The organism is Brevibacterium sp. Lmc1, assembly GCF_057654315.1.
This window is the reverse complement of record NZ_CM172803.1, coordinates 3,540,617-3,554,539: the sequence shown is the minus strand read 5'-3', so window position 1 is coordinate 3,554,539 and position 13,923 is coordinate 3,540,617. Positions and strand designations below refer to the sequence as shown.

Annotated in this window: 11 protein-coding genes; 8 read left to right on the top strand and 3 right to left on the bottom strand. The window is 65.1% G+C overall.

The window, feature by feature from the left end:
• Positions 1-48 precede the first annotated feature (48 nt).
• The 7 genes from AC239G_RS15915 to gap all read left to right on the top strand — a co-directional run bounded on the left by AC239G_RS15915 (position 49) and on the right by gap (position 8,907).
• Positions 49-1,482, top strand: coding sequence for a sensor histidine kinase (locus AC239G_RS15915; RefSeq protein WP_487489240.1), 1,434 nt, complete (start codon positions 49-51; stop codon positions 1,480-1,482).
• Positions 1,479-2,099: a response regulator gene (locus AC239G_RS15910; protein WP_139467990.1), complete on the top strand. Its 621-nt coding sequence runs from the start codon at positions 1,479-1,481 to the stop codon at positions 2,097-2,099. The genes AC239G_RS15915 and AC239G_RS15910 overlap by 4 nt, the downstream gene beginning before the upstream one ends.
• A 194-nt stretch (positions 2,100-2,293) precedes the next feature.
• The gene (locus tag AC239G_RS15905) at positions 2,294-3,766 is read left to right on the top strand and encodes an outer membrane protein assembly factor BamB family protein (RefSeq protein WP_487489239.1); all 1,473 of its coding nucleotides are present in this window, start codon (positions 2,294-2,296) and stop codon (positions 3,764-3,766) included.
• Positions 3,767-4,048: 282 nt separating this feature from the next.
• Positions 4,049-5,968 carry a serine hydrolase domain-containing protein gene (locus tag AC239G_RS15900; RefSeq protein ID WP_487489238.1) on the top strand — a complete coding sequence of 640 codons (1,920 nt, stop codon included), beginning with the start codon at positions 4,049-4,051 and terminating at the stop codon, positions 5,966-5,968.
• 189 nt (positions 5,969-6,157) lie between these two features.
• On the top strand, positions 6,158-6,526 hold the full coding sequence (locus tag AC239G_RS15895) for a carboxymuconolactone decarboxylase family protein (RefSeq protein WP_229663963.1): 369 nt from the start codon (positions 6,158-6,160) through the stop codon (positions 6,524-6,526).
• Between the two features lie 45 nt (positions 6,527-6,571).
• Complete coding sequence (locus AC239G_RS15890) at positions 6,572-7,669, top strand: GlxA family transcriptional regulator (protein WP_218973622.1); 1,098 nt, start codon at positions 6,572-6,574, stop codon at positions 7,667-7,669.
• Between the two features lie 242 nt (positions 7,670-7,911).
• Positions 7,912-8,907 carry a type I glyceraldehyde-3-phosphate dehydrogenase gene (gap, locus tag AC239G_RS15885; protein WP_487489237.1) on the top strand — a complete coding sequence of 332 codons (996 nt, stop codon included), beginning with the start codon at positions 7,912-7,914 and terminating at the stop codon, positions 8,905-8,907.
• Between the two features lie 223 nt (positions 8,908-9,130).
• On the opposite strand, the gene AC239G_RS15880 is transcribed toward gap, so the two are convergent.
• Positions 9,131-9,448 (bottom strand): transcriptional regulator, encoded by a 318-nt coding sequence (locus AC239G_RS15880; protein WP_092010600.1) that lies wholly within the window; start codon positions 9,446-9,448, stop codon positions 9,131-9,133.
• Between the two features lie 269 nt (positions 9,449-9,717).
• Between AC239G_RS15880 and AC239G_RS15875 the strand changes: the two genes are divergently transcribed.
• The gene (locus AC239G_RS15875; protein ID WP_172171664.1) at positions 9,718-10,515 is read left to right on the top strand and encodes a hypothetical protein; all 798 of its coding nucleotides are present in this window, start codon (positions 9,718-9,720) and stop codon (positions 10,513-10,515) included.
• Positions 10,516-10,539: 24 nt separating this feature from the next.
• Here AC239G_RS15875 and AC239G_RS15870 read toward each other — a convergent pair whose 3' ends face one another.
• Together AC239G_RS15870 and AC239G_RS15865 are read right to left on the bottom strand one after the other, a co-directional pair.
• Entirely contained in the window at positions 10,540-12,441 is a 1,902-nt protein-coding gene (locus AC239G_RS15870; protein ID WP_172171662.1) for a bifunctional sugar phosphate isomerase/epimerase/4-hydroxyphenylpyruvate dioxygenase family protein, read from the bottom strand.
• On the bottom strand, positions 12,438-13,763 hold the full coding sequence (locus AC239G_RS15865; protein ID WP_487489236.1) for an MFS transporter: 1,326 nt from the start codon (positions 13,761-13,763) through the stop codon (positions 12,438-12,440). Before AC239G_RS15865 ends, AC239G_RS15870 begins: the two co-directional genes overlap by 4 nt.
• Between the last annotated feature and the right edge of the window lie 160 nt (positions 13,764-13,923).

The following is a 13,923-nucleotide window of genomic DNA, read 5'->3' as shown; positions in this document are numbered from 1 at the left end:
ATGTCATACCACCGGGGGTCGGGATGTGATTGAGTTGGCAGGGAGAACATGACAGCACAGGATCACCGCTTCGGCAGTTTCATCGCCGAGGCCGATCTGCAGGAAGGTGGCAGCGTGGGCGCACGCAAATGGACGGAACGCACGATGGAGTTCGGTCAGCACGCCATCGCTCTCGTCCTCATGCTCATCTCCTGCATCCGCGCGGTCTCTGCCGGTGCACCGATGCTCGCTGCCGTAGCCGTGAGCGTCGTCTTCCTCGCTTGGTACGCCCTCGGCGCCGTCCGCGCAGCGCGCTCCGGCGCACTGGTCCTCGCGAAATGGTGGCTCATCGTCCTCGCAGCCGCCTGGCTGTGCACCCTGCTCGTCTCCGCCGAGTTCATCTGGGTCGCCTTCCTCCTCTGGCTGCTCGCAGGCCACCTCTTCTCCCTGCGCATCGCCGTCGTCTTCACCGCACTCACCTACATCGCGACAATCGTCGCCCCACTCGCGCACTACGGGCAGGTGCCGACCCCGAGCATCATCGGCTCCCTCATCGGTGCCGTGTTCGCTCTCGGGCTGTCCCGCGGTTATATCGAACTCCTGCGCGAGGGCCGCCGCCGCGAGGAACTGCTGCGCTCGCTTGAGCTCGCCCACCAGAACCTGCTCGACCTCCAGGACGAGCTCGCTCTCACCCAGCGCCACGCAGGCGAGATCCAGGAGCGGACCCGCGTCTCCCGCGACATCCACGACACGATCGCGCAGTCGATCTCGTCGATCCGCCTCATCGCCCACGCCGAGGCGGAGCGCACCACCGATGATCACGCCGGGCAGGTGCTCGCCCAGGTCGAGGAGCTCGCCGCGCAGAGCTCCCGCGACGTCCGCCGCATCATCGCTGCGCTCGCCCCGGCCGAACTTGAGGACGGCGCACTGACCGCTGCCATCCGCCGCCTGCTCGCCCGGCTCGAGGAGGACAGTACGATCAGGGGCCGCCTCGACGTCGACGAGACCCTGCCGACTCTGTCCGCCGAGGCGGAGGTGGCGCTGCTGCGGACCGCGCAGTCTGCGCTGGCCAACGTTCGGCAGCATTCGCAGGCCACACGAGTGATGGTCAGCCTCATGGACCTCGACGGGGCGATCAGGATGGACATCGTCGATGACGGCGTCGGAATGGACGATCCTCACAATCGGCAGCGGAACCCCGATTCGGGATTCGGTCTCGACTTCATCGGCTCAAGGATGCGCGAACTCGGCGGTGAACTCGTCATCGAATCGAGTCAGGGATCCGGCTTTGCGATCTCCGCGACCCTGCCGAGCCAGTCCCAGCTGCACACCCGGGGCGAGGGCCTCAGCATCTCAGCCGCGGAATCGGGCGCGGATTCGGACCGCCGCCTCGGCGAGGGTGAGGGCACAGGCGCGGACGGGTCGGGCACGGATGGATCGGGCCGCCTCGGCGATGGTGAAAGCAACACAGGTGAGACACGCGATCCAGGAGAGAACGCATGAGCATTCGAGTCATCCTCGTCGACGACCACCCGGTCGTGCGGGCGGGCCTGAAGTCCGTCATCGACGCTCCGGACCACATCGCGGTTGTCGGTGAGGCCGGCAGCGGCGAGGAGGCGCTGACGGTCGTCGACGAACTCGACCCCGAAGTCGTCCTCTGCGACCTGCGGCTGGGGCAGGGGATCGACGGCATCGAGGTGACGAAGCGGCTGCGAGCGAAGCCGAATCCGCCGGCGGTGCTCATCCTCACCACCTTCGACCTCGACTCGGAGATCATCGCCGCGATCAACGCCGGGGCCTCGGGCTACCTGCTCAAGGACATCGACCCTGGGGACATCTCGACGGCGATCGAGAAAGCGGCGAAGGGGGAGACCTATATGCCTCCGGAGATCTCGTCGAAGGTCTTCGCCGCGATGCGCAACCCCAGCCCGAAGCTCACCCGGCGTGAACGCGACGTCGTCAAACTTCTGGCCACAGGGGCCTCGAATGCGCAGATCGCACAGGAGCTCTTCGTCACCGAGGCGACGGTGAAGAGCCACCTCGTCAATGTATTCACGAAGCTCGGGGTGGACTCGCGGGCCCGCGCCATCCGAGTCGCCGAGGACCAGGGGCTGGTTTAGCGGCCGCGCTTCTCGCAGTCTCCGCCGAAAAACGGGCTGAGCGTCGAGAAACGCATGTGCACCCCCGTTTCTCGACACGCAGCCCGTTTTTCGGCGAGTGCGCGGTTCTATGCTCACCACACCCGAAGTGCCAATGTGAATGCCGCCGCATATGATCAAGCTATGCACCGGGGTATGAGCAGGAGAAACGCATTATGAAGCGGATGTGGGCGGCGGTTGTGGCGGCAGGTTTAGTGGCGCTGAGCGGCTGCAGCATCGGCGGCGAACCAGAGGGAAAACCATCGCCGACGACGACCCCGACCTTGGCCGAACCGGTCGAGCTCGATTACTTCGCCACACTGACCGTCGACGATGGTGCGGGGCATGCGCTCGTCACCGACTGGGTCGAAGAGAAGCTGCGGGCGATCGATTCCACCGGAGAAGAGCTGTGGAGCATCGACGCCTACATCAATGACGAAGGCGGAGGCTCAGAAGCCTATTCCGCGGGAGACCTGGTGATCGTCAACGACTACTCGGGAACGGTCACTGCCTACACCTGGGAAGACGGCGAGGAAGCCTGGTCATTCGACATTCCCGGCCCCGACGATGCGTGTCATGAACAGATGGCGTTCGGCTCCCGGTCGACAGGGCTCGGCAACCGCCTCGGCGAAGATGACCTGCTCCTGCTCGAATACAGCGGCATGCGAATGGACGGGCACTGCACACCTACCTCCGAAGCCGGCAATGCGGTGTTGTTCGCCCTTGACCCATCGACAGGGGTTGAAGCCTGGCCGTCGCTGTCGATCGATGATGACGGTCGGACCCTCGGCGGCTCCCTGATTCACCTCGCGCCGGACCGCAAGAACGCAGTCATGTCATGGAAGTCCGGGGAGGGCTCCATGGTCACACGGATCTCATTGGACACCGGGCGTCATGCCACTGTTCCCATCACCAAAGCTCGAGCGATCGACGACTCCGGAGTCGAGCACTTCGACGTCTTTCCGACAAGCGATGAGACCACGCTGACCTACCTCTTCGGAGCCGAGGACCCCGATGACCCGATGAGCCAGGCGTTCAGCAGAGCAGCTGAGCTGACCCTTCCTGCTGGACTCAAAGAGACCGACAGTGCGACATTGGCCGCCGACTCCGGCCCTAACGCCGCGACGATGGAGGACGCGACCGATCCGATGTGTTCGACCGACTTCACCTTTACGCCGGAAGGCCGGGCCGCGTGTCTGCAGCTGCAGCTGTTCGCTTCGGCGGTCAAATATCAGGGCTCGGACGGGTCGCCGGAAGGATGGTTCGCGGATGCACCGGAGATGGCTTTCGATACCGTGCTGTACTCGGGGGCTCCCAGAACAGTGCCTTTCGACAGCCGAGGGAAGGCTGCGGTACTCGCGCCGGGTCCCGACGGAGGCGTCGTCGCCATCGATGCAGCGACCGGGAAGACGGCGTGGAATGCTGGCGACTACAGATCGACGACTCCGTGGGGCGGCGAGGGAGTATTGCCCGACGTCGGGCTGGTCGTGCTCACTGATAATAAGAAGACGAGCTTCTACGACTCGGATGCCGGCAGACTCGTCGAAGAGCACAAGGCCGACCAATACGATGAGCTGACCTCCGGCTACAGCACCATTCTCGTCGCCGGTGAGAAATCGACGACGATGTGGGCTGTGGTCGACAGGTGAAACGCCGAGCCGCCGTTGCAGGCCGAGGCGGCGCCAGTGAGTCGGAAGCCGAGCGCGCCGCATCGGCACTGCGACCGACTGTCAGATGAATAACTGATAGGTAATCACCATTACCGTCACTCCAGGTGAGAGACGCAGACGATCGGGACGGAGAACGCCGCATCGCACCAATCGGCTCTTCTCGACTACGGAGTTTCACCTCGTGCCGGTAGTCTGTTCCCTGCACATCGGGACAGCCGCGCGCATGCGCAGCGCAGTCCAGGTCGAGACAGTGGAGGTGACATGGCAGGCGAAGACGAGACGTTTCCGCCCCGCCCGGTGACCCCGCCGAACCGACGAATCGGTGCATTGTCCGGCAATACCAAGGGCATCGGCACATCCACAGACACCGCCACCGAGGCGGCTCCCGGTCGATCTGCGGACGCGGACTCCCCGCAGCCCCCGATTTCCGCGGACCCTGCAACCGTGCAGTCCGGAGTCGATGATGTCGACGCCTCGGCGTTGGACATCACCCTGCCGCACGTCGGGGAACTCACCTCGGCCAGTGAAGACGCCATCGTCGACCCGTCGGAAGCGGTGCTCGAGAGCATCGACCTCGACACCTGGAAATGGCCCGAGTTCTTCGCTTTCGCGCTCACCCGGATGCAGGAGATCTTCCCGACCGGCGGAATCCCGCGCGGCATCGGGCCGGTGCGCGAATACGTCACCGAAGACAACGACTTCCGGTCCTTGATGATCGACCGCGAGAAATGGCCGGCCGCCGACGAGGACTGGGCCACCGTCGGCGACGTGCTGGCCAACACCCACACCGACGCCTGGCTCGTCACACGCAACGGAGTGGCGCTGGCCGAGGAATACGCCTGGCCGATGAAGCCCGCCCGCCAGCACATGCTCTTCTCCGTGAGCAAGTCCATCGTCGCCACCGTTATCGGTGCGCTCGCCGACGCCGGACTGCTGCGCCCCACCGACCTTGTCACCACGCATGTGCCCGCATTGGCCAAGAGCGGCTACGCGGGAGCCACCATTCGCGATCTGCTCGATATGCGCTCGGGCATCAAGTTCTCCGAGGAATACCTCGAGGAGGGCTCTGAGATCCGAGCCCTGTTCGAAGCCGTCGATTTCGCGCCTCGATCGGCCGCCTCGGCGAAGGGGATCAAGAACTTCCTCACCGGGCTGACCAGCGACCGCGAACACGGCTCTGCCTTCGTCTACCGCAGCTGCGAAACCGATGTGCTCGCCTGGATCGCCGAGGCGGTCACCGGCCAGCCGTTCTCCATCGTCGCCAGCGAATACGTGTGGTCGCGGATCGGCGCCGCCCACGCCGCCCAGGTCTGCCAGGACCGGTGGGGCGGATCGATCGCCGACGGTGCCATCAGCGCCACCCTGCGCGACCTCGCTCGCTTCGGTGAGATGATCGCCCGAGGCGGCACCACTGACAACGGCGAACGCGTGCTCTCGGCGGAATGGGTCGAAGACATCTTCACCGGCGCCGAGGACTCCGCCAAGGTCTTCGCTGCGTCCCCGTCGGGACGCTCCTACCCGGGCGGAATGTACCGCAGCCAGTTCTGGATGCCCTCGGCCGACCGCAACGTCGTCATCGGCATCGGCATCCACGGCCAGATGCTCTACATCGACCGCGCCACTCAGACCGTCGGCATCAAGCTCTCGAGCGACCCAGAACCGGTGAGCCTCGCGGCCCAGCACGGCACCCTGGCAATGTTCGAGGCCATCGCCGAGGCGGTCCCGACCGCTGGTCAGACGCCTGCAAGCCCTGCACCCACCGAGGCGGCTCCCCGGAACTCTGTACCGGGCACCGCGCCTGCAGTGCCGAGCGCAGCTGCTCCCGCCGACCCGAGTATCGGCAGCCCCGAGGCGGCGAGTGCCGAGGCTCTGGCCGCGGAGTCGATTCCGGTGGCTGCGTCACCAGCCGAAGCGGTGCAGGCGGCTGCGGAATCCGTCGAATCGGTCCCTGCACAGACCTTGCCCGCCCCGGCGGAAGATGCCCCCGTAGCGCCGGCTCCCGCAGACCAGATTCCGGCAGCCCCAGCAGCTGCAGACCTTGCATCTGCAGCGCCCGTGCCTGCGCTGAGTGAAGCAGCGGTTGCACATCCTGAGGCCGCGCCCGCCACAGCCGCACCTCAGGAACCGCCTCTGCCGGGAGCGCAGACTGCCCCTCTCATCGGTCAGGGCACGCTGTACTGAGGCCGAGCGGTTCGCGTGTCTCCTGCGGGCGGATCCACCTCGAAACAGTGCGGATAGTCGAGGCGGATCCACCCGCAGGAGACATGCCGACCGCAAACCCGTCCGGCGCAGCTGTGTACGTGTCGATCCGCCTCTTAGGTGACAATTCCGTAGCGATTGATGCGGGGACTCGGTAGCGTGAGGATCGGAATGACACCGATCACAGGAGATATGACCATGACCGACTTCTTCGACCGCGAGAATGACCGCAAGTACGACAGGGCCTACAAGGAAACCACTCCCGACATCCTCAAGGCCTTCGGCGAGTTCAACAACGCCGTCTTCGCTTCCGAAGGTCGTGAAATCCCGCTGAAGTACCGTGAGCTCATCGCCTACGCCGTCGGCTTGACCACCCAGTGTGCCTACTGCATCGATGCGCATTCGAATGCCGCCGTCAAGGCCGGCGCCACGGAGACCGAACTGGCAGAGACTGCCTGGACCGCCTCGGCTCTTCGTGCCGGTGGAGCATATGCCCACGGTCGTCTGGGCTTCAAGCTCACCGGGGTCCACGAGCACTGAGTTCGCCCCGGGGCGAGTCCCGATTGCCTAGACTGAGAGGCGATCATGAGTGACGAGCCCCGCACCCTTCCGCGCAGAACACCCCGTTCCCGCCCGCACCGCATCCTCGTGCTGGCACTGGACGGGGTGTCTGCCATGGATCTCGGCGTCCCCGTCCAGGTCTTCGGGCGGGAGTCGAACGCAGCCACAGACCGCACCCGCGCCGAGGCGGCCCCACGCTCCCAGCCGAATCCGAGCGGTGAGGCGGCTTCCGCCGTGCCCAGCGGACGGCCGACGACCGTGCCCGCAGGCAACTGGCCCTATGAAGTCGAGGTCTGTGGCATCACCGCAGGAAAGGTGACCGGTTCGGACGGGCTCGACTATTCCGTCGACCAGGGACTTCACGCCCTGGAGACCGCGGACACGATCATCCTGCCGGGTGCTACCTCGGCGGTGGCAGAAGAACCTCCGGCCTCGGTCATCGGGGCGCTCCTCTCGGCATTCGAACGCGGCGCGCGGATCGCTGCCATCTCCACCGGCACCTTCGTCCTCGCGCGCACGGGACTGCTCGTCGGACGACGCGCCACCACGCACTGGTCGACGGCGAAGGAGCTCGCCCGACGGTTCCCCTCGATCAAGGTCGACGAAAACGTCCTCTTCATCGACGAAGGACAGCTGCTGACCTCCGCCGGAGCCGCCTCGGCGATCGATCTGTGCCTCCATCTCATCCGCAGCGATCACGGCGTCGGACTGTCCAATCAGGTCGCCCGGCGGCTCGTCGCCGCCGCCTATCGCAGCGCCGGCCAGGCGCAGTACGTGCCGCGCAGCGTGCCCGACCCGCTCGGCGACGACTTCGCCGACACCCGCGAATGGGCGCTTCAGCACATCGGCGAGAAGATCACCCTGCGCGATCTCGCCGCCAACGCCGGAGTCTCCGTGCGCACCTTCTCCCGCCGCTTCGTCGAAGACACCGGCTACACACCCATGCAGTGGGTGCTCAGAGCCCGAGTCGATGTCGCCCGGGAGCTCTTGGAGAACTCCGACCTGGGCATCGAACAGATCGCTGACCAGGTGGGACTCGGAACGGGTGCGAATCTGCGGATGCATTTTCAGCGCATCCTCTCGACCTCCCCGAACGACTACCGTCACTCCTTCCAGGGCTGAAAGCGGGCGCTCGCCAGGGCGAGGATCTGACACTTCCGGGCCGAGCTGGAGCATTTTTCGGCACATTTCAGGGGCCCGGATCACACGAAGACAACGGTGGCCAGAAACTTTCGACCTTTGGCAATACGACTGGCGAGAACCTTGCGTAGATTGTCTGGCTGGCCACTGTTGGCGTTTGTGGAGATCGCCCATGATGGAGATATCACGACGAATCCCGTGTTCAACATCTACAAGGAGTGACATTGACTCGCATCGCCATCAATGGTTTCGGTCGCATCGGACGCAGCACCCTGCGCGCGCTGATCGAGCGCGGCAGCGAGCTCGAGGTCGTGGCCATCAACGACCTGGGCCCCGTGGACGATCTCGCTCGGCTGCTGAAGTTCGACACCACCCTCGGGCGCTTCAACCATGACGTCGAGGCCACGGATGATGAGATCGTCATCGACGGCAAGGCCATCAAGGTCTTCGCCGAGAAGGATCCGGCCAAACTGCCCTGGGGTGAGCTCGACATCGACATCGCGCTCGAATCGACCGGCCGCTTCACCAAGGCCGAAAAGGCCAGCGCCCACATCACCGCCGGCGCGAAGAAGGTCCTTGTCTCCGCTCCCTCGAAGGGTGCCGACGTCACCCTCGCCTACGGAGTGAACAACGAGGCGTTCAAGCCCGAGCACACCGTCATCTCCAACGCCTCCTGCACCACGAACGCCCTGGCCCCGCTGGCCAAGGTCCTCGACGACCTCGCCGGAATCGAGCAGGGCTTCATGACCACCGTCCACGCCTACACGGGCGACCAGATGGTCCAGGACGGCCCTCATAAGGATCCCCGCCGTTCCCGTGCCGCCGCCGAGAACATGATCCCCACCTCGACGGGTGCGGCCAAGGCCATCGGCCTCGTCCTCCCGCAGCTCGACGGCAAGCTGTCCGGCGACGCCATCCGCGTGCCCGTCCCGGTCGGATCGATCGTCGAGATCAACACGACCGTGTCCCGCGAGGTCACCCGCGACGAGGTGCTCGACGCCTACAAGAAGGCCGCCGAGGGTGAGCTCAAGGGCATCCTCGACTATGAGACCGAGCCCGTCGTCTCCTCCGATATCGTCGGTCAGCCCGCTTCGTCGATCTTCGACTCCGCGCTCACCCGCGTCGTCGGCAACCACGTCAAGGTCGTTGCCTGGTATGACAACGAGTGGGGCTTCTCCAATCGTGTCGTCGACAACCTCGAGTTCATCGGCAAGAACTGACGTTCTCCGCTGATACTCGCCTGATCTTCATCGGCGATATCCGCCGGTGACTTCGAACGTCGCCGAGGTGGTTGCTCGGCGCCGACGGATGCACCTGTGGCCTCGAATCCGCTCCGCGCGGATTCGAGGCCACAGTCGTCGCAACGGAATTCCCGGAAGTCACAAGGGGACTCCCTGGCAGGGCTTCGCCTCACCGAGGAGGCCCTGCGTCTGCGCGCGGCGCTCAGACGTCGTCGGCGCCGGGGGTGCCGCCTTCGTCTTCCCAGCGTTCGATGGCGCGGACCTTTGCGCGGCTGAACTTCAGGCGGATGCCGTAGCCGCCTTCCTTGCCGTCGGGAATGAACCGCGCGCCGTACTGTTCGAGGGCGAGGATGAGTCGACGCTCCTGCTCGGCGGTCAGGTCCGCTGTCCCCTTTTCGTAGTCCTTGAGTTCGGACTTGTCGATCTCAGCTTTGTCTGCCACGTGCTTGGCCGAGACCTGGCAGAGGATCCGCGTTGCGCGTGCCAGGGGACCGTCGATGATGATCTCTTCTGTGCTCATGGCTCCACTTTGCCAGAGGCCATGATGGCTGCCAAGGACGGGCGACCGGCCTCTTGGCCTGATTCGCCGCCGGCGGCGAATTGGGATCGCTGCGCACATCTCAGCCCGGTGCAGTGTGTAGAAGCAGGTGAAACTGCGGACCAATGGTGTTCTATTCATTCCCGAGCAAGTCATGTCAGTGCCGCGGTCTAATGTTCTGTCCACGCATCCGACATCGGAGTCGGAGGTGACGCGTCGCAGGGTGCGGCGCACGACGGAAGGTCAGAACAATGATGATCACGACCAACAGCGTCGCTCGTTTGGCGCAGAGGTGCGGAGAGTTCCTCGGCGACTTCGGCCAGACGATGACACCGAGCTACCCGGCGAGCCTCGCGCTGTGCATCCTCGACGCAATCTATTCGACGGGCTCCCACCCGACGGCGGTGGATAAAGTCGTCGCCCGGTACATCGCCCAGCACGGAGACACCCATGGAGCGAAGTCGCTGCGCTACTCGATCGCCGCCGCAGGTGGGGCACGTCCGTGGGCTGAGTTCGAGGCGTGCAACCTCAAACCGGCCAGCACCCGCCCGGGGGCGGTGCTCAAGGCCGAGGTCGTCGACGACGCCACCCGAGTCATGGCCGACTATGGGATCGATGATGTCGGTGATCTGCTTGAAGCGGTCGGCGAGGGAGTCGGCAACGATGCGTTCTACAACGACGTCTCGAAGGCCTGGCGAGCTCTGCCCAGCCAGAGCTCGGGCATCACGTGGCTCCACCTGCTGATGCTCGCCGGGTGCCCTCAGTTCGAGGTCGACGACAAGGTGGTCGGATACCTCGCCGAGGTGGCCGACCCCGAAGCCGATCTCACCGTCGACTACGTGCACGATGAGATCCACGCAGTCGCCCGCGTGCTCGACACCGAGGTGTCAGCCGTCCGAAGGATCGTCTGGCAGGCTTCGCACGGCCGTATCCTCTCACTGCTCAAGGACGAGGACCTTCTGCCGGCTGACGGTCCGATCGAGGGTCCTGAGACGTCCAGTTCGGTCTGGGAGTTCAGCCCGGAACCGGTGGCGGGCAGGCCCTTCTGAACCGTGTCGAGCAGTGCGCTCGGCTCAGCGACCCGCGTTGCGCCGGTGCTGTGCGGCCAGCCGCACCGGCGCGTTCGGGGCGCCGTATCCCTGGTAGTCATTGCGGCGTTCGACCATCTCGAAGAACACCGATCCGATCGTCGAGGTGTAGAAATGGAGGAACTCGCCGCTGCCGTCGCGGTCGTAGAGGATGTTGTTCGCCCGCAGCCGTTCGAGCAGATCGGGGGCGAGATCGAAACGAGCCTCGAGATCCTCGTAGTAGTTCTCGGGAACAGGCAGGAAGTCCAACCCTCGTGAGACCGCGGTCTCTGCGGCCGTGAAGATGTCATCGCAGGCGAGAGCGACGTGCTCGGGGTAGCCACCGGTCGTCGAAGTTTCGGCAGAACGCGGCGCGAGGTTGAGCGGCATGCGGATCGCCCCGTCGGAGCTTGCCATCACCTGCGACCGGACGAGACCTGAGGGGCTGGGCACATCGTTCGAGACCTGAGCGTGGAGCGCGAGAAGAGAGGTGTAGAAGAGCACCGCTTCGTCATAGTGGTGGGCCGGCTGTGCGAGGTTGACGTGGTCGATGGCCGAGCGGCGATCGTCGGGGACGTTGCCGAACTCCTCGGTCCACGTGGGGTCGATGCCGGTTCCGTTGCCGAAGAATACCTCGGACCCGTCGGGAGCGAAGACGCCGCGCAGGATCTCCTCGTCATGGGCCTGGTCGCGGGGGACCTCGGTCGCCTGGAGCAGAATCGCCCGATTGATCGCGGCGTCGGCATCGGCCACGGCGAAGCCGATGCCGTGCAGATGGGTTCCCGATCCGGTGGGTGCGCCAGAGGGCTCGGATTCCACGGGGTCGACACCAGCGGATTCGGTGACGACGATGCGTGCCTGTCCGCGACGCCACAGCTGGACGTGCGGCTTCGTGCGGTGGAATCCGACGAAGCGGAATCCGAGCTGGTGGATTTGCCGGGTCAGTGCCCCGAGGTCGTCGGTGCCGAGCTCGACGTAGTCGACGCCGCGAGGTTCGGCGACCTCGGGCAGCCGCTGCAGGTCGAGACGCACTCGTCCCGCACCGGCGGCTGCAGGAGTGCCGCTGGCCGAACCCGGGTCATTGTCCTCAGACACCTGATCCGCGGTCGCCGCCTCGAGCCACCGCAGGGAACGCAGTCCGTCGACGGCGGTGCGCTGGGTGTCGGCCTGTCGGAAGGAGTCGTTGAAGACTTCGAGCGACACCGGTCCAGCATAACCGGTCCCGGCGACGCGAGCGAGGAAGTCGGTGAGGTCCCACGAGCCTTCGCCGGGGAAGACTCGGTGGTGACGGGACCAGCTGAGCACGTCCATCGACAGGGCCGGAGCGTCGGCGAGCTGGAGGAAGAAGATCTTCTCGCCCGGGATCTCGGCGATGCGTGACAGGTCCGTACCGCGGGAGAGGATGTGGAAGCTGTCGAGGCAGGTGCCGATGCGCGGATGGTCGGCGGCCTTGACGAGGTCCCAGGCGCGATCGTATTCGGAGACGAATCGACCCCAGGCCAGCGCCTCGTAGGCGACATTGATGCCGTATCTCTCTGCCAGATCGCCGAGGCGGCGCAGCTGATCGACGACGACCTCATCGTTGTCGATGGTTGCGGTGGCGACGTTCGAGCACAGCAAGATCGTGGTCATACCCATTCGACTCATCAGCTGGAACTTCGCCTCGGCCCGGGTCAGATTGGCGGCGAACTGCTCGTCATCGACGCCTTCGAAATCGCGGAAGGGCTGATAGAGGTCAAGACTCAGTCCGAGCTCTGCGGCCAGTGCAGCGGTCGCTTCGGGGGAGTTGGGGGAGACGATGAGATCCTGTTCGAAGATCTCGACCCCGTCGAATCCTGCCGTTGCGGCAGCCTGCAGCTTCTCCTCGAGCGTGCCTGACAGGCACACCGTGGCAATCGAGGTTTTCATCGTGACCTTTCCTCGTGGACGACATCGATCTCTTCCAGGCTCAGTCCCTTCGTCTCCTTCGCCGTCATCGCGACCAGGCCGACGACGACGCAGACGCCCGCGGTGAACGCGGCGACCGAGACCCAATTCTCTCCTCCGGCGCCGGCGACAGCGGAAGCGAGGACCGGAGCCAGACCGCCGGAGACCGCGAATCCGACCTGTGTGCCCAGTGCCAGACCTGTCACTCGTGCCGTCGTCGGGAACATCTCGGCGTAGAACGAGGGCCAGATGGAGTTGGCCAGCGAGTACGCGCAGCCGGACATGATGGCGCCGAAGACGAAGATGAGCGGCCAGTTCCCGGCCGAGACCGCACCCAGGTACGGGAACATCATCAGACCCGATCCGACGGCGCCGGTGATGAAGATCGGCTTCCGGCCGAATCGGTCGGAGAGCAGTGCGGCCGCCGGGATCGCGAAGAGGGCGACACCGTTGGCGATGACCGAGACGAGCAGCATGGTCGAACGCTCGAGGCCGACGATCGACGTGGCGAACGACAGCGACCAGACGGTGAAGACCATATTCACGGTGTTGACCATGGCGCACACGGCCACGCGGACGACCGCAGCCTTGTGCCACCGGAAGACCTGCATGAGCGGTGGGTTCTCAACCCGCGACTCCTTGAATGCCGGCGGCTCCTCGAGCCCGCGACGGATGAGCCAGGCGGTGAGCACGACCAGTGCCGACAGCCAGAACGGTACACGCCAGCCCCAACTGAAGAGTGCTTCGTCAGGGAGGAAGGCAGTGAAGGGAATGAACACGGCTGTGGCCAGCAGGGTGCCGGCCTGAGTGCCGTGCAAGGTCCAGCTCGTTGTCCACGACCGCTTCGCCTCGTCCGAATGTTCGAGGGAGACTGAGATTGCGCTCGCCTGTTCACCCGAAGCCGACAGGCCCTGGATGATGCGGCAGAGCACGAGCAGGGTCGGAGCGAGCATTCCGACCTGGTCATAGGTCGGCAGGCAGCCGACGACGAAGGTCGACACGCCCATCATGAACAGAGTGAGCATGAGGACGAACTTGCGACCGAAGCGGTCACCGAGCGGTCCCATGATGAGCGCACCCAGCGGACGCACGACATAGGCGACCCCGACCGTACCCATCGCCAGCAGAATGGCGATCCCCGGTGCGGTGGTCTCGGGGAAGAACAGAGTGTTGAGCACCAGCGCTGCCGCGGTCCCGTAGACCGCGAAGTCGTAGTACTCCAGGGCCGAACCCGTCCAACTCGACAGGGCCGCGCGCAGCGGTGTCTTCTTCGTGGGGCGAGCTTCCTCGATCGCGTTGCTCATGCTTCCTCGCATTTCTCACTCTCAGGACTTATCAACGGCCTCGGCGCTGTCGCGCGTTCATCGGACCGACACTGCATTGCCATAGTGTGGCAATAATTGTTACATTGTGGTTTACAGTGTGATTGAGATGACATAGCCTGTCAACGTGGAACGCACGAAT

Excerpts from the sequence above, each read along its gene's own strand:
- AC239G_RS15895 (WP_229663963.1), top strand. The coding sequence starts at position 6,158 with ATGACACCGATCACAGGAGATATGACCATGACCGACTTCTTCGACCGC.
- AC239G_RS15905 (WP_487489239.1), top strand. The coding sequence starts at position 2,294 with ATGAAGCGGATGTGGGCGGCGGTTGTGGCGGCAGGTTTAGTGGCGCTG.
- AC239G_RS15915 (WP_487489240.1), top strand. The coding sequence starts at position 49 with ATGACAGCACAGGATCACCGCTTCGGCAGTTTCATCGCCGAGGCCGAT.
- AC239G_RS15910 (WP_139467990.1), top strand. The coding sequence starts at position 1,479 with ATGAGCATTCGAGTCATCCTCGTCGACGACCACCCGGTCGTGCGGGCG.
- AC239G_RS15890 (WP_218973622.1), top strand. The coding sequence starts at position 6,572 with ATGAGTGACGAGCCCCGCACCCTTCCGCGCAGAACACCCCGTTCCCGC.
- AC239G_RS15880 (WP_092010600.1), bottom strand. The coding sequence starts at position 9,448 with ATGAGCACAGAAGAGATCATCATCGACGGTCCCCTGGCACGCGCAACG.
- AC239G_RS15865 (WP_487489236.1), bottom strand. The coding sequence starts at position 13,763 with ATGAGCAACGCGATCGAGGAAGCTCGCCCCACGAAGAAGACACCGCTG.
- AC239G_RS15870 (WP_172171662.1), bottom strand. The coding sequence starts at position 12,441 with ATGAAAACCTCGATTGCCACGGTGTGCCTGTCAGGCACGCTCGAGGAG.
- AC239G_RS15875 (WP_172171664.1), top strand. The coding sequence starts at position 9,718 with ATGATGATCACGACCAACAGCGTCGCTCGTTTGGCGCAGAGGTGCGGA.
- AC239G_RS15900 (WP_487489238.1), top strand. The coding sequence starts at position 4,049 with ATGGCAGGCGAAGACGAGACGTTTCCGCCCCGCCCGGTGACCCCGCCG.